The organism is Streptomyces sp. G7(2002) (assembly GCF_028870195.1).
GTDB classification, from domain to species: Bacteria; Actinomycetota; Actinomycetes; order Streptomycetales; family Streptomycetaceae; genus Streptomyces; species Streptomyces nigrescens.
Window position 1 is genome coordinate 7,014,788 of record NZ_CP102609.1, and the last position, 24,944, is coordinate 7,039,731.

General features: G+C 72.6%; 19 protein-coding genes. 15 read left to right on the forward strand and 4 right to left on the reverse strand.

From position 1 onward, the window contains the following. The first annotated feature begins 40 nt into the window (after positions 1 to 40). A complete protein-coding gene (locus NUT86_RS29940; RefSeq protein ID WP_006602702.1) occupies positions 41 to 244 on the forward strand; it encodes a cold-shock protein in 204 nt (67 codons plus the stop codon). 95 nt (positions 245 to 339) lie between these two features. On the opposite strand, the gene NUT86_RS29945 is transcribed toward NUT86_RS29940, so the two are convergent. Next, entirely contained in the window at positions 340 to 1,335 is a 996-nt protein-coding gene (locus NUT86_RS29945; RefSeq protein WP_274738439.1) for a TAXI family TRAP transporter solute-binding subunit, read from the reverse strand. Positions 1,336 to 1,719: 384 nt separating this feature from the next. Here NUT86_RS29945 and NUT86_RS29950 point away from each other — a divergent pair, with 384 nt between their 5' ends. From NUT86_RS29950 to NUT86_RS29960, 3 genes are all read left to right on the forward strand, one after another. Next, entirely contained in the window at positions 1,720 to 2,262 is a 543-nt protein-coding gene (locus NUT86_RS29950) for a DoxX family protein (protein WP_274738440.1), read from the forward strand. Positions 2,263 to 2,394: 132 nt separating this feature from the next. Next, complete coding sequence (gene miaB / locus NUT86_RS29955; RefSeq protein WP_037743273.1) at positions 2,395 to 3,909, forward strand: tRNA (N6-isopentenyl adenosine(37)-C2)-methylthiotransferase MiaB; 1,515 nt, start codon at positions 2,395 to 2,397, stop codon at positions 3,907 to 3,909. 70 nt (positions 3,910 to 3,979) lie between these two features. Further along, positions 3,980 to 4,690: a class III extradiol dioxygenase subunit B-like domain-containing protein gene (locus NUT86_RS29960; protein ID WP_109892905.1), complete on the forward strand. Its 711-nt coding sequence runs from the start codon at positions 3,980 to 3,982 to the stop codon at positions 4,688 to 4,690. A gap of 71 nt (positions 4,691 to 4,761) precedes the next feature. On the opposite strand, the gene NUT86_RS29965 is transcribed toward NUT86_RS29960, so the two are convergent. Beyond that, on the reverse strand, positions 4,762 to 5,121 hold the full coding sequence (locus tag NUT86_RS29965) for a hypothetical protein (RefSeq protein WP_446750789.1): 360 nt from the start codon (positions 5,119 to 5,121) through the stop codon (positions 4,762 to 4,764). Between the two features lie 187 nt (positions 5,122 to 5,308). On the opposite strand from NUT86_RS29965, the gene miaA reads away from it, so the two are divergent. The 6 genes from miaA (at position 5,309) to hflX (ending at position 14,031) form a co-directional block, all read left to right on the forward strand. Beyond that, a complete protein-coding gene (gene miaA / locus NUT86_RS29970; protein ID WP_266446066.1) occupies positions 5,309 to 6,247 on the forward strand; it encodes a tRNA (adenosine(37)-N6)-dimethylallyltransferase MiaA in 939 nt (312 codons plus the stop codon). Between the two features lie 108 nt (positions 6,248 to 6,355). Then, positions 6,356 to 6,904: a hypothetical protein gene (locus tag NUT86_RS29975; RefSeq protein WP_274738442.1), complete on the forward strand. Its 549-nt coding sequence runs from the start codon at positions 6,356 to 6,358 to the stop codon at positions 6,902 to 6,904. A 417-nt stretch (positions 6,905 to 7,321) separates the two neighbouring features. Beyond that, complete coding sequence (gene dapF, locus NUT86_RS29980; RefSeq protein WP_018092911.1) at positions 7,322 to 8,197, forward strand: diaminopimelate epimerase; 876 nt, start codon at positions 7,322 to 7,324, stop codon at positions 8,195 to 8,197. A 197-nt stretch (positions 8,198 to 8,394) separates the two neighbouring features. After that, positions 8,395 to 10,590: a RelA/SpoT family protein gene (locus tag NUT86_RS29985; protein ID WP_274738443.1), complete on the forward strand. Its 2,196-nt coding sequence runs from the start codon at positions 8,395 to 8,397 to the stop codon at positions 10,588 to 10,590. Between the two features lie 143 nt (positions 10,591 to 10,733). Continuing rightward, positions 10,734 to 12,362 (forward strand): M1 family metallopeptidase, encoded by a 1,629-nt coding sequence (locus NUT86_RS29990; RefSeq protein WP_266446055.1) that lies wholly within the window; start codon positions 10,734 to 10,736, stop codon positions 12,360 to 12,362. A 181-nt stretch (positions 12,363 to 12,543) separates the two neighbouring features. Continuing rightward, the gene (gene hflX, locus NUT86_RS29995; protein ID WP_018092907.1) at positions 12,544 to 14,031 is read left to right on the forward strand and encodes a GTPase HflX; all 1,488 of its coding nucleotides are present in this window, start codon (positions 12,544 to 12,546) and stop codon (positions 14,029 to 14,031) included. 112 nt (positions 14,032 to 14,143) lie between these two features. Here the strand turns inward: hflX and NUT86_RS30000 are convergent, their stop codons facing one another. Then, positions 14,144 to 15,334, reverse strand: a complete 1,191-nt coding sequence (locus tag NUT86_RS30000) for a trypsin-like serine peptidase (RefSeq protein WP_093641383.1) — start codon at positions 15,332 to 15,334, stop codon at positions 14,144 to 14,146. Positions 15,335 to 15,615: 281 nt separating this feature from the next. Between NUT86_RS30000 and NUT86_RS30005 the strand changes: the two genes are divergently transcribed. From NUT86_RS30005 to NUT86_RS30025, 5 genes are all read left to right on the forward strand, one after another. Beyond that, entirely contained in the window at positions 15,616 to 17,004 is a 1,389-nt protein-coding gene (locus NUT86_RS30005) for a diaminobutyrate--2-oxoglutarate transaminase family protein (RefSeq protein ID WP_266446049.1), read from the forward strand. After that, positions 17,001 to 19,031: an IucA/IucC family protein gene (locus NUT86_RS30010; RefSeq protein ID WP_274738444.1), complete on the forward strand. Its 2,031-nt coding sequence runs from the start codon at positions 17,001 to 17,003 to the stop codon at positions 19,029 to 19,031. Before NUT86_RS30005 ends, NUT86_RS30010 begins: the two co-directional genes overlap by 4 nt. Positions 19,032 to 19,139: 108 nt before the next feature. After that, positions 19,140 to 19,829, forward strand: a complete 690-nt coding sequence (locus NUT86_RS30015; RefSeq protein WP_274738445.1) for a GNAT family N-acetyltransferase — start codon at positions 19,140 to 19,142, stop codon at positions 19,827 to 19,829. Between the two features lie 105 nt (positions 19,830 to 19,934). Continuing rightward, positions 19,935 to 21,701: an IucA/IucC family protein gene (locus NUT86_RS30020; RefSeq protein WP_274738446.1), complete on the forward strand. Its 1,767-nt coding sequence runs from the start codon at positions 19,935 to 19,937 to the stop codon at positions 21,699 to 21,701. Positions 21,702 to 21,742: 41 nt separating this feature from the next. Beyond that, entirely contained in the window at positions 21,743 to 23,713 is a 1,971-nt protein-coding gene (locus tag NUT86_RS30025; protein ID WP_274738447.1) for an ATP-dependent DNA helicase, read from the forward strand. 114 nt (positions 23,714 to 23,827) lie between these two features. Here the strand turns inward: NUT86_RS30025 and lexA are convergent, their stop codons facing one another. Next, positions 23,828 to 24,625: a transcriptional repressor LexA gene (lexA, locus tag NUT86_RS30030; protein WP_018092900.1), complete on the reverse strand. Its 798-nt coding sequence runs from the start codon at positions 24,623 to 24,625 to the stop codon at positions 23,828 to 23,830. Positions 24,626 to 24,944: the final 319 nt, after the last annotated feature.

Below are 24,944 nucleotides of genomic sequence, written 5' to 3' on the forward strand. Positions count from 1 at the left end.
CGCAGTGTGGTCTCCGGCTTGCCCCATGAAGGAGAAAAACATGGCTTCCGGCACCGTCAAGTGGTTCAACTCGGAAAAGGGCTTCGGCTTCATCGAGCAGGACGGCGGCGGCCCCGATGTCTTCGCCCACTACTCGAACATCGCCGCGCAGGGCTTCCGTGAGCTCCTCGAGGGCCAGAAGGTCACCTTCGACGTGACCCAGGGCCCCAAGGGCCCGCAGGCGGAGAACATCGTCGCCGCCTGACGCACCTCGCGTCCCGCGATCGGGGCCCGCACCGGCACGTCCGGTGCGGGCCCCGGTCCGTTCGCGGGCACCCCTCCGGCCCGGGGCCGGACGTCTCAGGGCTTCTGGGACACGTAATAGCGCCGGGCACCGGTGTGCAGCTCCAGCGGGTCGGTGAACACCGCCGTCCGCAGATCCACCTTCTGCGCGGCATGCACCTGGCGGCCGATCCAGTCCCGGCTGTCGATGACGGTCCGGGTGATGCCCTCGGTCAGTGCCGCGTCCTCGCGGTCCGTGGTCACCAGCAGATTCGCCACCGCGATCGTCTTCACCGCCTGCCCGCCCTGGGCCATCGGATAGGCATCAGCAGGCATCACCGCGGCACGGTAGTAGCGGGTGCGCTCCCCCTGGCGGTGCAGTGCCTCGCTCAGATCGCCGAGCTGGACCAGCCGCACCGGGAAGCGCCGCGCCAGCCGCTGCACCGCCGTCGTCGGCAGTCCGCCGGACCAGAAGAACGCGTCCAGCTTGTCCTGCTCCAGCAGCTTCGGCATCCGGTCGATGCCGACCCGCACCGGCTCGATGTCCTTGTTGAAGTCCAGGCCGGCAGCCTCCAGCAGCCGCCGGGTGATCAGCTGGACACCGGAGCCGTCGGCCCCGACCCCCACCCGCAGCCGGCGCAGATCCTTCGTCGAGCGCACCGCGGAGCCCTTCGGCACCACCAGCTGCATGTAGTCGTCGTACAGCCGCGCGCAGGCCCGCAGCCGGTCCGCGCCCGGCTCGCCCCGCACCTTGTACTCGGCGACCGCGTCCGCCGTCGCGATGGCGAAATCCGCGCGCCCGGCGACCAGCTGCCGCAGATTGTCGATCGAGCCCTCGCTGCGGGCCAGCCGCAGATCCACCTCCGGCAGGTCATGGGCCAGATCCTGCTTCAGCAGCTCCCCGTAGCGCGCGTAGACGCCGGTCGGCACGCCCGTCGTCAGCGTCACCTGTCCCCGGGGAGCGGGCGTAGTGCCCATCGACATCAGCCACCACAGTCCCAGCCCGAGGACGACCAGGGCCGCGATCGCCGACTGGACGGCCCGGCGGCCGGTGCGGGGGAGTGCTGTGACCATGGGCGGGATCCTGCCAGGACCACGCCGGGAAGGGGAGGGGTGGGCCGGTCCGGTGATGTCACACGTGGCCCGGCCGGCTCTCCCGACTGCCGGTGTGCGGCACGGCCGGACGCCTGCTGCTCTCGCTCGGGGAGAGGCCGGGCGCCGCGGCACGGACCGTGGCTTGCACGCAGAACAGCAGGGGTTACGGTGGCGAAGTGGCGCCCGGTCCGCTCCGGCGGCAGCGGCGGCCCCTCCTCACCTCTCACACAGCGGGGACCCGGCACGTCCCCACCGCGCGCCCGGCGGCGCGCACGCCCGCAGAATCCCCCCACCCTGAGCGCACCGGCGCCAGGTGCCCCACACCGCGGCCCCCTGACGCGCCGGTGCGGGAAGCGACACCTCATGAAACCGCCCACCGAACTGCGGCCCGACACCCGTGCCCGGTCCGAAGCCGTTCACCCGCCCCCGGTCGCCGCCGATGCCGGGCTGCTCCTCCTGCGGCTGACCGTCGGACTGATCCTGGCCGGCCACGGCGCCCAGAAGCTCTTCGGGCTCTTCGGCGGCCACGGGCTCGAAGCCACCGGCAAGGGCTTCGAAGCCCTCGGCTACCGCCCCGGCACCTTCTTCGCCGGCCTCGCCGGAGCCTCGGAGGTCCTCGGCGGCCTCGGCCTCGCCGCCGGGCTGCTCACCCCCCTGGCAGCCGCCGCACTGATCGGCGTGATGATCAACGCCATGGCTCTCGCCGCGCCCAAGGGGCTCTGGGCGGAGACCGGCGGCCTCGAATATCCGCTGACCATCGCCGTCGTCGCACTGACCGTCGCGGCCACCGGACCCGGCCGCTTCGCGCTCGACCGGCCCTTCCGCTGGGGGCACGGCGGCTGGCGCAGCGCGGCCTTCGCCCTGGTGGCCGGCGGTCTCGGCGCCGCCCTCGTGCTGGCCCTGTGAGCGGACCCCCGCTCGCCCTCGTGCCGGCCCTGTGAGCTGGCCCCCGCCCCGCTCTCCTGTGCCCGGAGCCGGATGATCCCTCCCGGGCCTCCGGCGTCGGGAGGTACTTCCGGCACCGCCTACCCTTGTGGCATGAGCAGCAGCGACCGGAGTCAGGCAGTGGGCGTGAACAAGAGTTACGAGATCCGCACCTACGGGTGCCAGATGAACGTCCACGACTCCGAGCGGCTGTCCGGCCTGCTGGAAGAGGCCGGATACGTCCCCGCTCCCAAGGACGGCGAGGGCGCCGACGTCGTGGTCTTCAACACCTGCGCGGTGCGGGAGAACGCCGACAACCGGCTCTACGGCAACCTCGGTCAGCTCGCTCCGAAGAAGGCCGCGCGGCCCGGTATGCAGATCGCCGTGGGCGGCTGCCTCGCCCAGAAGGACCGCGACACCATCGTCAAGAAGGCCCCCTGGGTCGATGTGGTCTTCGGGACGCACAACATCGGCAAGCTGCCGGTGCTGCTGGAGCGTGCCCGCGTCCAGGAAGAGGCGCAGGTCGAGATCGCCGAGTCGCTGGAGGCGTTCCCCTCGACCCTGCCCACCCGGCGGGAGAGCGCCTACGCGGCCTGGGTCTCCATCTCCGTGGGCTGCAACAACACCTGCACCTTCTGCATCGTGCCCGCGCTGCGCGGCAAGGAGAAGGACCGCCGGCCCGGCGACATCCTCGCCGAGATCGAGGCGCTGGTCTCCGAGGGCGTCAGCGAGATCACCCTGCTCGGCCAGAACGTCAACGCCTACGGCTCCGACATCGGCGACCGCGAGGCCTTCAGCAAGCTGCTGCGCGCCTGCGGGAAGATCGAGGGCCTGGAGCGGGTCCGCTTCACCTCCCCGCACCCCCGCGACTTCACCGACGACGTGATCGCCGCCATGGCCGAGACGCCGAACGTGATGCCGCAGCTCCACATGCCGCTGCAGTCCGGCTCGGACACCGTCCTGAAGGCGATGCGCCGCTCGTACCGCCAGGAGCGCTTCCTCGGCATCATCGAGAAGGTGCGCGCCGCCATGCCGGACGCCGCGATCTCGACCGACATCATCGTCGGCTTCCCCGGCGAGACCGAGGAGGACTTCGAGCAGACCCTGCACACGGTCCGCGAGTCCCGCTTCGCCCAGGCCTTCACCTTCCAGTACTCCAAGCGCCCCGGGACCCCGGCCGCCGACATGGACGGCCAGATCCCCAAGGCCGTCGTCCAGGAACGCTACGAGCGCCTGGTCGCCCTCCAGGAGGAGATCTCCTGGGCGGAGAACAAGAAGCAGGTCGGCCGCACCCTGGAGGTCCTGGTCGCCGAGGGCGAAGGCCGTAAGGACGAGGCCACCCACCGCCTGTCCGGCCGCGCCCCCGACAACCGTCTGGTCCACTTCACCCGCCCCGACGAGCCGGTCCGCCCCGGCGACGTGGTCACCGTCGAGATCACCTACGCCGCTCCGCACCACCTCCTGGCGGAGGGCCCGGCCCAGGCGGTCCGCCGCACCCGGGCCGGCGACGCCTGGGAGAAGCGCAACGCCGCCCCTGCGGAGAAGCCCCAGGGCGTGCTGCTGGGCCTGCCCACCATCGGGGCCCCGGCGCCGAGCCCGGCGCCCGCCGCGGGCTGCGGCTGCGACTGACCCGGCCCGCACCGGGCGGCCGGCAGGGCATGGCGAACGGCCCCGCACCAGGGGCGTTACGCTGCGTGTCATGCTCGTAGCCGCCGCCCTCTGCCCCTGCCCGCCGCTGCTCGTCCCGGAGGTGGCCGCCGGGGCGGCGCCCGAACTCGATGCGCTGCGCGCCGCCTGTCTGGACGCGATCGGCGTGCTCGCGGCGGCCCGTCCCGACCGGCTGGTCGTCCTCGGTCCCGTCGACGAGGCCGGCGGCGGCCCGTATCCCCAGGGCGCCATCGGCTCCTTCCGCGGCTTCGGGGTGGACCTCGAAGTGCCGCTGGGCGCCGCGGAGACCGCACCGGACCGGGAACTCCCGCCGTCGCTGTCCGTCGGCGCCTGGCTGCTGTCCCGTACGGACTGGGACGACGCCCCCGTGGAGGCGCTGGGGGTGGCACGGTCGCTGCCCCGCGACCGCTGTCTCGCGATGGGCCAGGAGATCGCCGCGGCCGCTCCACGGGTCGCCCTGCTGGTGCTGGGGGACGGCAGCGCCTGCCGGACGGTCAAGGCGCCGGGCTACTTCGACGAGCGGGCCGAGGCCTTCGACGCCGAGGTGGCCCGCGCCCTGGGCGACGCCGACACCGACGCCCTGGCCGCGCTCGGCGAGGAGCCGGCCGCCGGCCTCCAGGCCTCCGGACGGGCCTGCTGGCAGGTCCTGGCGGGTGCGGCGCAGGGTGCGGGCCTGAGCGGCCGGCTGCTCCGCGAGGAAGCCCCCTACGGCGTGGGCTACTTCGTGGCGGCCTGGTCGTAGCGCGGCCGCACGACGGGTACGACAACGGCCGCGAGGAGCTGTGCCCCGCGGCCGTTGTGGCGGTGCTCCGCTCAGCGCGCCTGGTGCCGGGTGCTCTCGCTGTCCGCGGCGGCCTCCGCCGACTGCTGCCGGGGAATCCCGGCGCTCTCGCCGGCCTGCTCCGCGCGCGCCGCCCCGGCGTCCGCCGCCCCCGCCGCCGTGTCACCGGACGCCTCCGGAGCCGCAGCCTCCTCCGCTTCGGCCTCGGCCGCTGCCGGGCGCTCGGCGTCGTCCGCGTCGTTGGCGTCCCCGTTGTCCCCGTTTTCCCCGGCGCCCACGGCGTCCGCCGAAACGGCCGTCGCCGTCGGCTCCTCCGCCTCGGCCGTCACCGCCGTAGCGGCGCTCTCCTCCGTCATCGCTTCGGACTTACGGCGGCGAAACCGCGAAAACACGCCCATAACTGCTCCTACGCTCTTCATATGGCGAAATCCCCGGCCGCCCGGGAGCGGACCGTTGCGCCGCCCGCGGGCGCCGGGTGCTGCTCCGGCTCTCGGGACCTCGCAACAGGCAACGAGGTCGTCGGTGGCCCGTCACGTCGCTCGTTCGAGATGGGGGCGTGATGTTTGCGAGACTGACGGGGTGAACACCGCCGTTCCCGCTCCGCGGGTCATCGCCGTCGTCGGTCCCACCGCGGCCGGAAAGTCCGATCTGGGCGTCGCGCTCGCACAGCACATGGGGGGCGAGGTCATCAATGCCGACTCCATGCAGCTCTACCGCGGCATGGACATCGGCACCGCCAAACTCACGCCCGAGGAGCAGCAGGGCGTTCCGCACCGCCTCCTGGACATCTGGGACGTGACCCGCGCCGCCAGCGTCGCCGAGTACCAGCGGCTGGCCCGCGCCGAGATCGACCGGCTGCTCGCCGAGGGCCGCACCCCGGTCCTGGTCGGCGGCTCCGGCCTCTACGTACGCGGCGCCATCGACGCGCTCGACTTCCCCGGCACCGACCCCGAGGTACGCGCCCGCCTGGAGGCCGAACTGGCCGAATCGGGCAGCGGCGCCCTGCACGCCCGGCTGGCCGCCGCCGACCCCGAGGCCGGCCGCGCGATCCTGGCGAGCAACGGCCGCCGTATCGTGCGCGCCCTGGAGGTCATCGAGATCACCGGCCGCCCCTTCACCGCCAACCTCCCCGGCCACGAAGCGGTCTACGACACCCTGCAGATCGGCGTCGACGTCGCCCGCCCCGAGCTCGACGAGCGGATCGCGCAGCGGGTCGACCGCATGTGGGAGGCAGGCCTGGTCGACGAGGTGCGCCGGCTGGAGGGCGAGGGGCTGCGCGAGGGCCGTACGGCGTCCCGGGCGCTCGGCTACCAGCAGGTGCTCGCCCAGCTCGCGGGGGAGTGCACCGAGCAGGAGGCGCGTGACGAGACGGTTCGCGCCACCAAGCGCTTCGCACGCCGCCAGGACTCCTGGTTCCGCCGGGACCCGCGGGTCCACTGGCTCAGCGGCGCCGCCGAGCACCGGGGGGAACTTCCGGGGCAGGCGCTGGCGTTGCTCGAACGACCGGTCACAGCCTGATCACGTCATGGCATCGGGACGCTCCGGCCGTCATCCGGGCCCCTGAGGGCGTGTCATCATCGACCTTCGATCGAGGCGTGCAGTCTGCAGTGGGGAGGGCGCGTGGCAATGGAGGCCGGCCCTCGCAACGGAGCGCAGCAACCGGACAGCGGCGCCGACACGGCACCCCTGACCGATGACGGTCCGGACACCGACGACGGCCTGTCCGGCGCCGAAGGTGCCGGCAGCGGACCGCTCACCGACGCCTTGGACGACCCCGACGCCCTGGACGACTCCGACGCCCCGGACTCCGGAGCCGACGGCCCCGGCGAGGGCGGCGAGTCCTTCCGGGAGCTGCGCCCGCCGCGCCGCCTTCGGCTGTGGCAGCTGGCGCCGATCGTCGCACTGTCCGCCCTCGGCTCGCTGATGTTCGCCTTCCCCCTTGCCTTCGAGCTCGGCGGCGACGGCGGCGCGATGATCGCGATGCTCGGCCTGCTGCTGTGCTGCTGCGCCGCGGGCTGGGGCATGATGGCCGCCCGCCGCGTCGGCTACACCTGGCCCGGTCTCCCCGCGCAGGGTTCCGGCTGTCGCGTCGGCTGGCGCGTGGTGCTCATCTACGCCGTCCTGGTGGCCATTCCGGCATCGCTGGCCATCTGGCGCGTGGCCCGGCTGCGCTGAGGCGTGGCCCGGCTGGGCCGGGCGGACGGCCGTGAGGTCGTTCGGTTTCACGAGGGGCCGCGTGCTTTCGGGCGGCCCTTTTCCTGTTTCAGGCAGCGCCCCTTCATACGGCTTCTTTCATACGGCTTCATACGGCCCGTTTGTTCCCCGCCGCCCACCCCCCTTCGGGGGGTGGGCGGGTATAGGTGTGCGTCTCCTGGGCGGGCGCAGATGAACCGGAGCACCTCCCCGTGCGGGTGCGGACGAGGCCGGGCACCTCCCCGTGCGGGTGCGGACGAGGCCGGGCACCTCCCCGGACGCGCAGATGAGGGCGAGCCCCCGGCGGATGCACAAGGACCCGGCACCTCGCCGAGCGGATAAAGATCATCCCCACGCCCCCTACAGCCGCCCCGCCCGCCCTCCCCGTACGATGCAAGGGTGACCAGCACGCAGCGCATCGCCTTCCTCAAGGGCCACGGCACCGAGAACGACTTTGTGATCGTCCCCGACCCGGACGGCCGGCTCGATCTGCCCGCCACCGCCGTCGCAAGGATCTGCGACCGCCGGGCCGGCCTCGGCGGCGACGGCCTGCTGCACGTCGTACGCTCCGCCGCGCACCCCGAGGCCCAGGACCAGGCCGACGAGGCCGAGTGGTTCATGGACTACCGCAACGGCGACGGTTCGGTCGCCGAGATGTGCGGCAACGGCGTCCGCGTCTTCGCGCGCTATCTGCTGCACGCCGGCCTGGTCGAGGCCGGCGACCTCGCCGTCGCCACCCGCGCCGGCGTACGCCGCGTCCACGTCGCCAAGACCGGCGATGTCACGGTCTCCATGGGCCGCGCCGAACTCCCCGAGGAGAGCGTCGTCGTCACCCTGGACGGCCGCAGCTGGCCGGCCCGCAACGTGAACATGGGCAATCCGCACGCGGTCGCCTTCGTCGAGGATCTGGCCCACGCCGGCGACCTGCGGGCCGTACCTCCGTTCAGCCCAGCGTCGGTTTATCCCGAGGGCGTGAACATCGAGTTCGTCGTCGACCGCGGTCCGCGCCATGTGGCGATGCGGGTCCACGAGCGCGGTTCGGGCGAGACCCGCTCCTGCGGCACCGGCGCCTGCGCGGTCGCCGTCGCCACCGCCCGCCGGGACGGTCTGGACCCCGCCGAGACCGCTGTGCCCGTCACATACACGGTCGATGTGCTCGGCGGCAGCCTCTCGATCACCGAGCAGCCCGACGGCACGGTCGAGATGACCGGCCCGGCCGAGATCGTCGCCGAGGGCACCTTCGACGCCGCCTGGCTGGCCGCCGCCCTCGCCTGACGCGACCTGCGGCGTTCCCTGTTCCCGGGCCTTGTTCGAGAAACGGTTCCGGCCAAAAGATTCGCTCGAACGGGTGATCCGTATCACGCTGAGCGAGAGGTGGACAGCGGTGCGTGATGGGCTCGGTAGCATCAAGCACCGGCCCGGACGCCCGAACTGACGCGCTCCACCGCCGGTCGACGCTGCCGGAGGTGCCCATGAGCGCAGAGGCCACTAACCCTGGTAATCCTGGAGCAGCGGGCCGCAAGCGCGGCCGCCGCCGACTGGAACTCAGAGGGCTGCGCCGCATCGGCCGCGCCGCGCTGCTCGGCCCGGCCCCGCGCGACGGCCTCCCGCACGCCCTCGAACACGTCGCCAAGGTGCACCGCGGCCACCATCCCGACGCCGACCTGGACACCCTCACCAAGGCCTATCTGCTGGCCGAGTCCTCGCACCGCGGCCAGCTGCGCAAGAGCGGCGAGCCGTACATCACCCACCCGCTCGCGGTGACCCTCATCCTTGCCGAACTCGGCGCGGAGACCACGACCTTGACCGCCTCCCTGCTCCACGACACCGTCGAGGACACGGAAGTGACACTGGATCAGGTGCGGGACCTGTTCGGCGACGAGGTCTGCTATCTCGTCGACGGGGTCACCAAGCTGGAGAAGGTCGACTACGGTGCGGCCGCCGAGCCGGAGACCTTCCGCAAGATGCTGGTGGCGACCGGCAACGACGTCCGGGTGATGTCCATCAAGCTCGCCGACCGGCTGCACAACATGCGCACCCTCGGCGTGATGCGCCCCGAGAAGCAGGCCCGGATCGCCAAGGTGACCCGCGACGTCCTGATCCCGCTCGCCGAACGCCTCGGCGTCCAGGCGCTGAAGGCCGAGCTGGAGGACCTGGTCTTCGCGATCCTGCATCCGGAGGAGTACGCCACCACCCGGGCCCTGGTCATGGAGTACACCGCCCGGCCCGATCCGCTCGCCGCCCTCGCGCGGCGGGTGCGCTCGGTCCTCGACGAGGCCGGTATCGACGCCGAAGTCCTCGTCCGGCCCCGGCACTTCGTCTCCGTCCACCGGGTGCGCCTCGCGCGCCGTGAGCTGACCGGGGCGGACCTGGGACGGCTGCTGGTGCTGGTGGCCGAGGACGCCGACTGCTACGCCGTCCTCGGTGAGCTGCACACCTGCTTCACCCCGGTGATCTCCGAGTTCAAGGACTTCATCGCGGCCCCCAAGTTCAACCTCTACCAGTCGCTGCACACCGCGGTCACCGGCCCGTCCGGGGAGGTCGCCGAGACCCTGATCCGTACGCACCAGATGCACCGGGTCGCCGAGGCCGGGGTGATCGCGCTCGGCAACCCCTACGCCCCCACGGACGGCGTGGACGCCCCCGAGGGCGAGCGGGCCGACCCGACCCGCCCCGGATGGCTCTCCCGGCTGCTGGAGTGGCAGCGCACCACCCCCGACCCGGACACGTTCTGGACCTCGCTGCGCGACGATCTCGCCCAGGACCGGGAGATCACCGTCTTCTGCACCGACGCCCCGCCGGACGGACCGTCCGGCGGTACGGGCGGTGTCATCGGTCTGCCCGCCGGCGCGAGTTGTGTGGACGCCGCGTACGAACGGCACGGCGAGGCGGCGCACTGCTGCATCGGCGCCCGGGTCAACGGCCGGCTCGCCACCCTCTCCACCGTCCTGCACGACGGCGACAGCCTGCAGCTGCTGATGGCTCCGGACTCAGCCACCGGCCCCTCGCCCGAATGGCTGGAGCACGTCCGTACCCCCGCCGCCCGGCTCGCCATCGCCCGGTGGCTGGCCGGGCCGCGGGAGTCCTGCGCCCGCCCGGCAGGCCCCGGCGAGGGGTTCGGCGCTGCGCCTCCCGCCGACCGCGGCGCCGCGGGACCGGACCGCCCCGGAGCGGGACCGGCCGCCCCCGCCTCGGTCCTCGCGGTGGCGGATCTGCCCGGTGCCGCGGTCCGGCTGGCCGGCTGTTGCACCCCGGTGCCGCCGGACGCCGTCACCGGCTTCGCCGTACGCGGCGGAACGGTCACCGTGCACCGCGCCCTGTGCCCCGTCGTGGCGCGGATGGCGGCCACCGGCCGGCCGCCGGTCGGGGTGCGCTGGCGCGGCGCGGACCAGGGGGGCCACGGCTTCCGGGTCACCCTCCTGGCCGAGGCCTTCAGCCGGCCGCATCTCCTCGCCGACCTCACCGAGGCCATCGCCTCCCAGGGCGCCGCCGTGGTGTCGGCCGCCGTCGAACCCCCGCAGCAGCAGCGGGTCCGCCACACCTACACGCTGCATCTGCCGAACGCCGCCGGACTGCCGTCCCTGATGCGGGCCATGCGTCAAGTGCCCGGAGTCTTCGATGTGTTGCGTGCCGGGCGGGCCCGGCAGCCCGCGGCCCTGCGCCCCTGAAGGGCCCAGGGGACCGGGAACTGACGGCCCGTCGGAAGCTGCTCCGCCCGGCGGCGTAAGACGGGTGCCCGATCCGCCGCCCGTTCGGGTGCCGTTTGCCCCGTCACCCGCGGGGGAGGGGGCCGCGTTGGTAGCCGTAGTTCATGTCCCTTCCCTTGCGCCGTCCGTCCCGCGATCCCGACCGCCCCGTTCCCGCCCTGCCCCGTGGCCCGAGCAGGCGGGGCCGGCGGACCGGCCTGCGGGCCGCCGCTCTCGGGCTGGCCGGCCTGGTCACCCTCGGCGTGGCCGAGCCGCCGGCCGTGGGGCCGCAGGGCCTCGGCGACCGTCTCTTCCCCACCCTCGGCAACACCGGCTACGACGTCACGTCCTATGACGTCACCCTCGACTACTCCGGCCACAACGACCGGCCGATGAACGCCACCACCGAGATCACCGCCCGCGCCACCAGCGAGCTCGACCACCTCAACCTCGACTTCGCCCGCGGCGCCGTACGCTCCGTGAAGATCGGCGGCCTGGCCGCCCGGCACGAGCAGCACGGCGAGGACCTGGTGCTCACCCCGCCCTCCCACATCTCCCAGGGCCAGGAGCTGAAGATCTCCGTCGAGCACACCAGCGATCCCCGCATCAAGAACGACGGCGGCTGGATCCGCACCTCCGACGGGCTGGCGATGGCCAACCAGGCCGACGCCGCACACCGCGTCTTCCCCTGCAACGACCACCCCTCCGACAAGGCGCTCTTCACCTTCCACATCACCGCGCCCCAGCAGCTGACCGCCGTCGCCAACGGGCTGCCCCTACGCCCCGGCACCCGCGCGGGGCGCCGCACCTGGACCTACCGCACCACCCACCCCATGGCCACCGAGCTGGCGCAGGTCTCCATCGGGAAGTCCAGCGTGCTGCTGCGCCACGGGCCGCACGGCCTGCCGCTCCGCGATGTCGTACCGACCGCGCACCGCACCGCGCTGGCGCACTGGCTGGCCAAGACCCCGGGCCATGTGTCCTGGATGGAGCGCAAGATCGGCCCCTTCCCCTTCGAGGCGTACGGGGTGCTGATCGCCAACGCCAGGACCGGCTTCGAGCTGGAGACCCAGACCCTGTCGCTCTTCGAGAAGGCCCTGTTCACCTCCGACCATCTGCCCGCCTGGTACGTCGAGTCCGTGATGGTGCACGAGCTGGCCCACCAGTGGTTCGGCGACAGCGTCAGCCCGCGCCGCTGGTCCGACGTCTGGCTCAACGAGGCCCACGCCACCTGGTACGAGGCCCTCTACGCCCAGGAGAAGGGCGACCACCGGGCTTCTCTGGAGGCCCGGATGCGCCACGCCTACGAGCAGTCCGACGGCTGGCGCGCCGAGGGCGGGCCGCCCGCCGCGCCCAAGACTCCCAGCCCGGGACAGAAGATCAGCATCTTCCGCCCGATCGTCTACGACGGCAGCGCGCTGGTCCTCTACGCGCTCCGCCAGAAGATCGGCCCCGCCGCCTTCGACCGGATCGAACGCGAGTGGGTGACCCGGCACCGCGACGGTGTGGCCGACACCGCCGACTTCGTCCAGCTGGCCTCCCAGATCTCCGGAGAGGACCTCACGGCCTTCTTCCAGGGATGGCTCTACGGCGACCGGACGCCGCCGATGCCGGGGCATCCGCAATGGGCGCCCAGGAAGGGCGCGGACAAGCCCGGGGCCAAGGGTGCCGCCCCCGGCCACGGGGCCAAGAAAGTCGCCCCGACCCCCGGTGGACCCAAGGGAGCCGCCGGAAACCCCGGAAAACCCGCGTGACGGCCCCTTCCGGCCGTGGGACCATCGTCAGGTCGGCACCGGCCCGGCCCGGGAATCTCCCGGACGGCTCGGACGTTGACACCAGCGACGGCCGCGGGACCACCGCGACGGCCGCCATGACGACAGTCCCGGCGGGACCGCGAGGTCCCCGTGAGGGCTTCCCAACGACGCGAAGGATCAAATGACCTCCTCTTCTTCCCTTCCGCAGGACCGGCAGCGCCTCCCCGAGAGCCTTCGGGCCAACGCCCTGATGGAAGAGGACGTCGCCTGGAGCCACGAGATCGACGGGGAGCGTGACGGCGACCAGTACGACCGCTCGGCACGTGCCGCACTACGCCGTGTAGCGGGCCTTTCCACCGAGCTCGAGGACGTCACCGAGGTCGAGTACCGGCAGCTCCGCCTGGAGCGGGTGGTGCTCGTCGGCGTCTGGACCACGGGCACGGTCCAGGAGGCGGAGAACTCGCTCGCCGAGCTCGCCGCCCTCGCCGAGACCGCCGGCGCCATGGTGCTCGACGGTGTCATCCAGCGCCGTGACAAGCCCGACCCGGCCACGTACATCGGCTCGGGCAAGGCCCTGGAGCTGCGGGACATCGTGCTCGAATCCGGGGCGGACACCGTGGTGTGTGACGGTGAGCTCTCCCCGGGCCAGCTGATCCACCTGGAGGATGTGGTCAAGGTCAAGGTGGTCGACCGGACCGCCCTGATCCTCGACATCTTCGCCCAGCACGCCAAGTCCCGGGAGGGCAAGGCGCAGGTCTCGCTGGCGCAGATGCAGTACATGCTCCCCCGGCTCCGTGGCTGGGGTCAGTCGCTCTCCCGGCAGATGGGTGGCGGTGGCTCCGGTTCGGCGGGCGGCGGTATGGCCACCCGTGGTCCCGGTGAGACCAAGATCGAGACGGACCGGCGGCGGATCCGCGAGAAGATGGCGAAGATGCGCCGGGAGATCGCGGAGATGAAGACCGGCCGGGACATCAAGCGCCAGGAACGCCGGCGCAACAAGGTCCCCTCGGTCGCCATCGCCGGCTACACCAACGCCGGAAAGTCCTCCCTGCTCAACCGCCTCACCGGCGCCGGTGTCCTGGTGGAGAACGCCCTGTTCGCCACCCTGGACCCGACCGTCCGGCGGGCCGAGACGCCCAGCGGACGGCTCTACACCCTCGCCGACACCGTCGGCTTCGTCCGGCATCTCCCGCATCACCTCGTCGAGGCGTTCCGCTCCACGATGGAGGAGGTCGGCGAGTCCGATCTCATCCTGCATGTGGTCGACGGCTCGCACCCGGTGCCGGAGGAGCAGCTGGCCGCGGTCCGTGAGGTGATCCGCGAGGTGGGCGCGACGGACGTGCCCGAGATCGTGGTGGTCAACAAGGCCGACGCGGCCGATCCGCTGGTGCTGCAGCGACTGCTGCGCCAGGAGAAGCACGCCCTCGCCGTCTCGGCCCGTACGGGCCAGGGCATGGAAGAGCTGCTGACCCTGCTCGACGAGGAACTTCCCCGCCCGCAGGTCGAGATCGAGGTGCTGGTGCCCTACACCCAGGGCGCCCTGGTCTCGCGGGCCCACGCCGAGGGCGAGGTCATCTCCGAGGAGCACACCGCGGACGGCACGGTCCTCAAGGCACGGGTGCACGAGGAGCTGGCCGCCGAGTTCCAGCCGTTCGTGCCGGCTGCCTGACGGCCCCGCCGCAGCAGACACAAGGCCCGCCCCCGGGAGACCGGGGGCGGGCCTTCGTCCTGCCCATGGGCGCGGTGGGTGGCGCCGTCCCGGCACCACCCACCTCATGCGGCTACTGCTTGCTCGCCCACTTCTTGCTCATGTTGTCGAAGAGGCTCTTGGCCTCGGGGCCCAGGTGCGGGCCGGCCGACCAGCGGGCCGGACGCGGCCCCATCGACATGTTGGAGACCAGCACCGGCTTGCCGTCCGCGCCCTTGACGAACCAGGGGCCACCGGAGGATCCACCGGTCATGGTGCAGCCGATCCGGTACATGGTCGGCTTCTTGGCGTCCATCGACAGCCGGGTCGGCTTGTCGGTGCACTGCTGCTGCGCCGCACCGTCGAACGGCGGCTCGGCCGGGTAGCCCTGCGCGGTCAGGCTCGGGATCTTGGCCATCGCCGGGGCGTTGAAGTCGACCTTGTAGGCGCCGCCGGCCATTTCCTCCAGCGACTTGCCGCCGGTGCTCTGCTCCGGCTTCACATGCATCAGCGCGTAGTCGTACGGAGCCATCGGGACACCCGGAACGGCGCCGCCGTCCTTGATCCACTGCTGGGACGTCGCCATGTCGTCCGCCCACCACTTGCCCGACGGGACCCGGTCCTCGAAGGGCTTGTTCTTCAACTGGCCCGCGGAACCGCCGGTCTTGTTGAAGTTCGGCACGAACATCATGTTGCGGTACCAGCCGCCGTTCTTGCCGGCGTGCACACAGTGCGCCGCGGTCCACACGAGGTTGGACTTACCGGGGTGCGCCGGGTCCTTGACGACGGTGGCGGAGCAACGCGACTCGCCCTTCGGGGTGCTGAACAGCAGCAGGCCCACGCCGGGGGCGGTGGAGGTGTACGGGGTCTTGACGGCCTGGGCCGGGACGGCGGCGGGCTCCGGGTCGGTCTTGCCCTGGTCCTCGGAGATGTCCTCGGGCTTGCTGGGGTCCTGGGGCGGCTTGACCTTGTCGATCTTGTCCTTGTCCCAGAAGTCCTTGATGATCGGGTTGATGAACTCACCGGCCTCGCGGAGCCACTTGTCCCGGTCCCAGTTCTTCCACTCGCCGTTCTTCCACTTGTCCAGGTCGACGCCGTGTTCCTTGAGCTTGTCCTGGATCTCCTGAGGGATCTTGAAGTCACCCCCGCCCGTGGTGTCCTGGGCCGCGGACTGGCTGGGATTGGCGCCCGCGTTGTCGCCCTCCGGCCCGCAGCCGGTGGCAGTCAGCGCCATGACGGCGGTGAGAGCGGCGGCGGCCAGGACTGGCCGACGTATGGATCGCATGGGTGAGTTCCCCCTGGTGAATCGGACTGAGCCGTGTGACGTGAGCTGATGCTGCGCCGGTCCCGTTCTTTGTCATGAACCTCAAGATCCCGGCGCAACACCCCACTATGCCGGTGACGATGGGGACGGCGGTACTCGGGTCCCCGGTTCCAGGCCGCCAAGGATCTTGGCGACAACCGTGATCCCGCGTCGCCGCCGTCGTTGGTACGGACGGGGGACGGCCGGGCCGCCCGCAGGGCCCGCGACCTTCAGCAGCTCACCAGCAGGAGGACACAACTGCCGTGGCGTTGACCGAAACCGTGCCGGCGGCACCGGCCCACGAAGGGATCCTGCGCCGGCAGTCCCTGCGTGAGTCCGCTGCCCGCACCTATGCGCGCTCGCTGCCCATCGTCCCGGTGCGCGCCCGCGGGCTCACCATCGAGGGCGCCGACGGCAGGCGCTATCTCGACTGTCTCTCCGGCGCCGGCACCCTGGCGCTCGGCCACAACCACCCGGTGGTGCTCGAAGCGATCCGCACGGTCCTCGACTCCGGCGCGCCGCTGCACGTCCTCGACCTGGCGACGCCCGTCAAGGACGCCTTCACCACCGAGCTCTTCGCCACGCTGCCCCGAGAGTTGGCCGAAAAGGCCCGTATCCAGTTCTGCGGCCCGGCCGGCACGGACGCCGTCGAGGCCGCCTTCAAACTCGTCCGCACCGCGACCGGGCGGGACGGTCTGATGGCCTTCTCCGGCGCCTACCACGGCATGACCGCTGAGGCGCTCGCCGCCTCCGGGGGAGCACAGCACTCCAGCGTGGTCCGGCTGCCCTATCCGTACGACTACCGCTGCCCCTTCGGGACCGGCGGCGAGCGCGGCGCCGAACTCGCCGCGCGCTGGACCCAGAGCCTGCTCGACGACCACAAGAGCGGAGTGCCCCACCCGGCCGGGATGATCCTGGAACCCGTCCAGGGGGAGGGCGGGGTGATCCCCGCGCCGGACAGCTGGCTGCGGCGGATGCGGGAGATCACCGCCGCCCGGCAGATCCCGTTGATCGTGGACGAGGTGCAGACCGGTGTCGGCCGCACCGGCGCCTTCTGGGCGGTGGACCACAGCGGCATCGTGCCCGACGTGATCGTGCTGTCGAAGGCGATCGGCGGCAGTCTGCCACTCGCCGTGATCGTCTACCGCGAGGAACTGGACTCCTGGCAGCCCGGCGCCCACGCCGGCACCTTCCGCGGCAACCAGCTCGCCATGGCCGCCGGGGCCGCCACCCTCGCCTACGTCCGGGCGAACGGCCTCGACCGGCGTGCCGGGGAGCTCGGAGCCCGGATGCTCACCCGGCTCGACTCCCTCGCCGCCGCCCATGACTGCATCGGCGAGGTCCGCGGCCGCGGCCTGATGCTCGGCGTCGAACTCGTCGACCGCGACGCCGACGCCGACGCCACGGGCGCCCGCCCCGCCGACCCCGGGCTCGCCGCCGCCGTCCGGGACGCCTGCCTGGACCGCGGCCTGATCGTCGAACTGGGCGGCCGCCACTCCGCCGTCGTCCGGCTGCTGCCACCCCTGACCATCACCGACGAACAGGCGGACGCGATCCTCGACCGCCTCGCCGACGCCCTCACGGCGGCGGTCCGCACCACCCCCGGGCCGACGGGCTCGTCCCCCACGACAATGCGAGGCACCACCCCATGAACGAACGCCCCGGCCCCGACGGCGGCCAGCCCGCCGAGCGCGTCCCCGCCCACCAGGGCGCGGGCACCATCGAATCGGTACCGCGCCAGCAGCGGCGCGCCCCGGACGAGACCTGCCACCAGCAGCCCCACGAGGCCCCGGACCGGGCCGTTCCTCATGGCGCCCCCGCCCCCGGCCCCGCCGACCGCGCCCGCGGCGGTGACCACGACCCGCTCGACCACCCGGATCCGGCGGTCGCCGCCGACGCCGCGGGCATCGAGCACCTACTGCGCTGCTGGCTCCGGGAGAGCGGCCCCCACCACCCGGCCGAAGGCCGGCTGCGCCTCCCGCTGCAGGCCGCCGCGAGCGCCCTGATCATCCCCGTCCGCTACTGGTCCCCCACGGGCTGGCACCGCCTGGGCGCCCCCACCCTCGAAGGCGCCCCGGCCGGCGCCGCCCCGCTGGACGCCGTCACCCTCGCCGCGCTGCTGCGCAGGGAGGCCGCGCACGGCGACCGGCGGGTCTCCGACGGTGGCGAGCACCGCGTGGCGGACGGCGAGCAGCGGCCGGAGCCGGCCGGAGTGCCGCAGCAGGCACCGGACGGCGACGGGGCCGAACTCGTCGGCCGGGTCGCCAACTCCGTCCGCAATGTCGCCGTCTTCCTCACCGACCGGCGCGCCCGGCCCGCCGACGACCACGGCGCCCTCTTCCTCGAAGCCGAGCAGTCCCTGCTACTAGGCCACCCGCTGCACCCCACACCCAAGAGCCGCGAAGGTCTCTCCGAGGCCGAGACCCGCGCCTATTCGCCCGAACTGCGCGGCGCCTTCCCGCTGCACTGGATGGCCGTGCACCGCTCCGTCCTGGCCGCCGACTCCGCCTGGACGGAGCGCGGCAAGCCCGTACCGGCCGAGCAGCTCACCAGGGGCCTCGCCGGGGGCGGCTGCCGGCTCCCCGACGACACCGTGCCGTTGCCGCTGCACCCCTGGCAGGCCAGGGAACTCGCCGACCGCCCCGACATCGCCGCCCTCCGCGAGGCCGGTCTGCTGCACGACCTCGGCGTCCACGGCCCGCTCTGGCACCCCACTTCCTCCGTCCGCACCGTCTATCGCCCTGACGCGGACGCCATGCTCAAGCTCTCCCTCGGGCTGCGCATCACCAACTCCCGGCGGGAGAACCTCCGTAAGGAACTGGCCCGCGGCGTCGAGGTGCACCGGCTGCTGCGCACCGGCCTCGCCAAGCAGTGGCAGACCGTGCACCCCGGCTTCGACATCGTCCGTGACCCGGCCTATCTCGCCGTCGACGGCTTCGACGGCGCACCCGTCCGGGGCCTCGATGTCGTCATCCGCCACAACCCCTTCAGCACCACCGACGACGCCGTCTGCATCGCCGGCCTCACCTCCCCCCGGCCCTGGCCGGGCCGCTCCGGCGTGCGCTCCCGGCTCGAAGATCTCGTCTGCACGCTCAGCGCCCGCACCGGCCGCCCCCTGGGCGCGGTGGCCACCGAGTGGTTCCTGCGCTACCTCGAAGCGGTCGTACGGCCCGTGCTGTGGCTCGACGGCACGGCCGGCATCGTGCTGGAGGCCCACCAGCAGAACACCGTGGTCCTGCTGGACCCCGACGGCTGGCCGGTCGGCGGCCGCTACCGCGACAACCAGGGCTACTACTTCCGCACCTCGCGCCGCGCCGAACTGGAACGACGGCTGCCCGGCATCGGCGCGGCCAGCGACACCTTCGTCGCCGACGACGTCACCGACGAACGCTTCGCCTACTACCTCGGCATCAACAACGTCCTCGGCCTCATCGGGGCCTTCGGCTCCCAGCGCCTGGTCCGCGAGGAGATCCTGCTCGCCGCCTTCCGCCGGTTCCTCGCTGATGCCGCCGCGGCCCCGCCGGCGCACCGCTCGCCGCTCCCGGAGCAGCTGCTGGCCGCCCGCACCCTGCGCTGCAAGGCCAATCTGGCGACCCGGCTGCACGGCCTGGACGAACTCGTCGGCCCGGTCGAGACCCAGTCCGTCTACGTCACCCTCCCCAGCCCCCTCGCCCCGTAGCCGCCCCTCACGACCCACGACAGCAGACCCCCGCATCCAGCCCCCGGCGCCGGCGCCCCGCGACCCATACGGCCACGCGGCACGCGGCCACGAGAGGAGAGCGTCGCCGTGCCACCCACCGACCCCGGCCTCAGCTTGAGCTCCGCCGACCCCCTCGGCCGGCAGCTGCCGCCGGAATGCCGCGCGCTGTCCGACGACGGCCGGCGCCCGCCCGCCCCGGCCTCCGGCCCGTTGCTCGACAATCTGGCGGGCTGGGGAGCGGCCGACACCCCCGCCGGGCCGTTCGCGCTCGTGCCCGTCCGGCCGGACCGCGATCTCGACCGGATCACGGGCTGGATGAACGATCCGGCCGTCGCGGCCTTCTGGGAGCTGGCGGGCCCGCCGGAGACCACCGCCGCCCATCTGCGTGGCCAGCTCGACGGCGACGGCCGCAGCGTGCCCTGCCTGGGGGTGCTGGCCGGGGTCCCGATGAGCTACTGGGAGATCTATCGCGCCGACCTCGACCCCCTCGCCCGCCACTACGCCGCCCGGCCCCAGGACACCGGTCTCCATCTGCTCATCGGCGGGGCCGGCGACCGGGGACGCGGGCTGGGCAGCGCACTGCTGCGCGCCACCGCCGATCTCGTCCTCGACCACCGCCCGCGGTGCACGCGGGTCATCGCCGAGCCCGATCTGCGCAACACCGCCTCCGTCGCGGCCTTCCTGAGTGCGGGGTTCCGCTACGCCGACGAGATCGAACTGCCCGGGAAACGCGCGGCGTTGATGGTCCGCGACCGGGCCCGACGCCACCTGCTCTGACCCCGGGGCCGTCCCCCGACGGCCCCGCTCCGGTCCGCCGTCCACCGCGCTGCCCCGGTTGTCCCCCGTACGAGCCGGGGCGGTCCCGCTTCGAGGAGTCCCGCCTTGTCTCCTGAGCCCCAGCCTTCGCACCGCGCCTGGCAGCACGCCGCGCGCCGACTGTTCGCCAAGACCCTGGCGGAGTTCGCCTACGAGGAAGTCCTCACCCCCGAGCCCGACGGCACCGCCCCCGACGGCACCCCGCAATACCGCCTGCCGGTCACGGACACACTGGTCTACCGCTTCCGCGCCCGACGCGGCGCCTACGGCCACTGGCGCGTCGACCCCGACTCGATCACCCCGGACACGGACCCCTTCCACTTCCTCACGCATGCCCACGACACCGTGCTGGGCCTGTCCGGCGACACCACCGGCCACCTCATCCGCGAGCTGACCGCCACCCTCGCCGCCGACACCCGCCTCGACGCCGGCGCGCTCAGCGCCGCCGAACTCGCCGACCTGGACTACGCCTCCCTCGAAGGCCACCAGACCGGCCATCCCTGGCTCGTCGCCAACAAGGGCCGGCTCGGCTTCTCCGCCACCGACGCGGCGACCTGGGCCCCCGAGGCCCGCACCGCCAGGCGCCTGCCCTGGCTCGCCGCGCACCACAGCATCGCCCACTACCGAGGTATCCCCACCCTCGCCACCCCCGATCGTCTCTACGGCGAGGAACTCGCCCCCGCCACCCGGCACTCCTTCGCCCGCGCCATCAGCGACCAGGGCCTCGACCCCGCCGACTACCTCTATCTCCCCGTGCACCCCTGGCAATGGGACGAGACCATCGCCCCCCTCTTCGCCCCACAGCTCGCGGACAGATCCATCATCGCGCTGCCCACTGACAACGACCTCCGCCTGCCGCAGCAGTCGATCCGCACCTTCCTCAACCTCAGCCGGCCCGAGGCCCGGACGGTCAAGCTGCCGCTGTCCATCCTCAACACCCTCGTCTGGCGCGGTCTTCCCACCGAACGCACCCTCGCCGCGCCCGCCGTCACCCGCTGGGTCCACGGCCTGCGCGACGCCGACCCCTATCTGCGCGACGAGACCCGGGTGATCCTGCTCGGCGAGACCGCGTCCGTCACCGTCGAGCACCCCCTCTACGACCGGCTGCCCGGCGTCCCGTACCAGTTCAAGGAGCTGCTCGGCTGTATCTGGCGCGAGCCGGTCACCGGCCATCTGGACCCCGGCGAACGCGCCCGCACCCTGGCCGCGCTGCTGCAGACCGATCCCCGGGGCCGCGCCCTGACCGCGGAGCTGGTGCGCCGCTCGGGTCTGGCTCCGCGCGCCTGGCTGGCCCGGCTGTTCGCCGCGCTGCTGCCGCCGCTGCTGCACTTCCTCTACCGGTACGGCACGGTCTTCTCCCCGCACGGCGAGAACGCCATCGTCGTCTTCGACGAGCAGGACGTCCCCACCCGCCTCGCGGTCAAGGACTTCGTCGACGACGTCAACACCAGCTCCCGGCCGCTCCCGGAGCACGACTCCATGCCGGACGACGTACGGGCGGTGCTGCTGACCGAACCGCCCGCCTTCCTCACCCAGTTCATCCACTCCGGCCTCTTCGTCGGCGTCTTCCGCTACCTCGCGCCGCTGTGCGCGGACCAACTGGGCGTTCCCGAGGCCGAGTTCTGGTCACTCGTACGGGCGGAGGTCCTGCGCCACCACGAACGTTTCCCCTCCCTCAAGGAGCGGCACGAGACCTTCGACCTGCTCACCCCGCGGATCGAGCGGCTGTGTCTGAACCGCAACCGTCTGCATGTGGACGGTTACCGGGACCGCACCCACCGCCCGCACGCGGCCGTGCACGGCACCGTCCCCAATCCGCTCCACATGCCGTGACGGACCCGGCTGTCAGTGGTCCCGCGTAGGCTTGCAGCGCTATGACAAAGCCCTCCCTCCCCGATCTGCTCCACGCCGCCGTCACCGCCGTCGGCGGCACCGAGCGCCCCGGCCAGGTGGCGATGGCCGAAGCCGTCGCCGAGGCCGTGGACGAACAGGCCCATCTGCTGGTGCAGGCCGGCACCGGCACCGGCAAGTCCCTCGGCTATCTGGTCCCGGCGCTCGCTCACGGCGAAAGAGTGGTGGTCGCCACGGCCACCCTGGCGCTGCAGCGCCAGCTCGTGGAGCGCGATCTGCCGCGGACGGTCGAGGCCCTGCATCCGCTGCTGCGCCGCCGCCCGGAGTTCGCCATGCTCAAGGGCCGCTCGAACTACCTGTGCCTGCACCGCCTCCATGAGGGCGTCCCGCAGGAAGAGGAGGACGGCCTCTTCGACGTCTTCGAGCAGGCGACGCCGACCAGCAAGCTCGGCAAGGACCTGCTGCGGCTGCGCGACTGGGCGGACGAGACCGAGACCGGCGACCGCGACGCGCTGACCCCCGGGGTCTCCGACCGCGCCTGGGGCCAGGTCTCGGTCTCCTCCCGGGAGTGCCTGGGCGCCTCGAAGTGCGCGTACGGGGCGGAGTGCTTCGCCGAGGCCGCCAGGGAGCGCGCCAAGCTCGCCGATGTGGTCGTCACCAACCATGCGCTGCTCGCCATCGATGCGATCGAGGGCGCTCCGGTCCTCCCGCAGCACGAGGTCCTGATCATCGACGAGGCCCATGAGCTGGTCTCCCGGGTCACCGGCGTCGCCACCGGTGAGCTCACGCCCGGCCAGGTCAACCGCGCCGTCCGCCGGGCCGCCAAGCTCGTCAACGAAAAGGCCGCCGACCAGCTCCAGACGGCGTCGGAGACCTTCGAGCGCCTCATGGAGCTGGCCCTGCCCGGCCGCCTGGAGGAGATCCCCGAAGATCTCGGCTACTGCCTGATGGCGCTGCGGGACGCGGCCCTTACGGTCATCTCGGCGCTCGGCTCGACCCGCGACAAGTCGGTCCAGGACGAGGACGCCGTCCGCAAGCAGGCCCTCGCCGCGGTGGAGAACGTCCATGCCGTCGCCGAGCGCATCGCGAACGGCTCCGAGTACGACGTCGTCTGGTACGAGCGCCATGACCGCTTCGGCGCGTCCCTCCGGGTGGCTCCGCTGTCCGTCTCGGGCCTGCTGCGCGAGAAGCTCTTCGACGACCGCTCGGTGACCCTCACCTCCGCCACCCTCAAGCTGGGCGGCGACTTCAACGGGGTCGCCGCGTCCCTGGGCCTGGCCCCCGAGGGCACGGAGGGCGAGGACGTCCCGCCCTGGAAGGGCCTGGATGTCGGCTCCCCCTTCGACTACTCGAAGCAGGGCATCCTGTACGTCGCCAAGCATCTGGCCCAGCCCGGCCGGGAGGGCAGCCGTACGGACATGCTCGATGAGCTCACCGAGCTGATCGAGGCGGCGGGCGGCCGCACTCTCGGCCTCTTCTCCTCGATGCGCGCCGCCCAGGCCGCCGCGGAGGAGCTGCGCGGCCGTCTGGACCTGCCGATCCTGCTCCAGGGTGAGGAGACCCTCGGCGAGCTGATCCGCGCCTTCGCCGAGGATGCGCGTACCTGTCTGTTCGGCACCCTTTCGCTCTGGCAGGGCGTCGATGTGCCGGGGGCGAACTGCCAGCTGGTGGTGATGGACCGGGTGCCGTTCCCGCGTCCGGACGACCCGCTCATGAGCGCCCGGCAAAAGGCCGTGGAGGAAGGCGGCGGCAATGGCTTCATGGCGGTGGCGGCGACCCATGCGGCTCTGCTGATGGCCCAGGGCGCCGGCCGTCTGGTCCGCGCCACCGGTGACCGCGGTGTGGTCGCCGTCCTCGACCCCCGGGTGGAGCGGGCCCGCTACGGCTCCTTCCTCCGCAAGTCGATGCCGGAGTTCTGGTACACGACGGACCGCAACCAGGTCCGCCGGTCGTTGGCGGCGATCGACGCAGCGGCGAAAACGGCGGAGGCCTGAGGCCCGTCCGGCGCATCACGTCCGGGCCGCGGCCGGTCAGGCCCTGGCCGCGGAGCACAACACAGAGCCCCGGAACCGGCGCAGTGGTTCCGGGGCTCGGCCGTGAGGGGTGGGTCAGACGCGGCGCAGTACCGCCACCACCTTGCCGAGGATGGTCGCCTCGTCACCGGGGATCGGCTGGTACGCGGAGTTGTGCGGCAGCAGCCACACATGGCCGTCCTCGCGCTTGAAGCGCTTGACGGTGGCCTCGCCGTCCAGCATGGCGGCGACGATGTCACCGTTCTCGGCGACCGGCTGGCGGCGGACCGTGACCCAGTCGCCGTCGCAGATGGCGGCTTCGATCATGGAGTCGCCGACGACCTTCAGCACGAACAGTTCGCCGTCGCCGACGAGCTGGCGGGGGAGCGGGAAGACGTCCTCGACCGACTCCTCCGCGAGGATCGGACCGCCGGCGGCGATGCGGCCGACGAGCGGGACGTAGGACGCGGCGGGCTTGCCCGCGGTCTCCGTCGCGGCGCTGCTGGCCTGGTCCGAACCGCGGACCTCGTACGCCCGGGGGCGGTGCGGGTCGCGCCGCAGGAAGCCCTTGCGCTCGAGCGCCATGAGCTGGTGGGCGACGGAGGAGGTGCTGGACAGGCCGACGGCCTGGCCGATCTCGCGCATGGACGGCGGGTAGCCGCGCCGCTGCACGGAATCCCGGATCACTTCGATCACCCGGCGCTGGCGGTCGGTGAGCCCGGAGCTGTCGGCCCGGATCCCTGGGGGCCGGCCGGGCAGTGCGCGGGCGGGCTTCTGCTCTTCGGAGTCCAACGTGGCGTCGTCCATCGGCCGCTGTGCCTTCTGCGGGTGCTCGAACCGGCTCTGGGAGTGGCTTTGTGCAGTGATGGTCGCGCTGTCTGCGGTGGTGGTCACGTCGGCCCCTCTCGAAATGTTCTCCCTAGTTAGCCAACGGTAGTTGCTTTCGAAAGGTTGCGCCAAACACACGTTCGAGTGAAATATTCGCTGATTGCCTACCCGGATCAAGTGGCTGGGTGTATGGCCGAGCGGCATTTCGGGCCCTGGACCGCACGTGTCCGCCCGGGATTTGCGGGTGGACGGGGGCCGGGCCGTCGTCGTACGGAGGCCTCGGCGGCCGGCCGTTCCGACCCGGGTGATTCTGTCATCCCGGCCCCACCGCGCCGCCGGCCGGGTGGCTTCCCGTACTCTCATGGGCGACCGCCCGGCCCGTCTC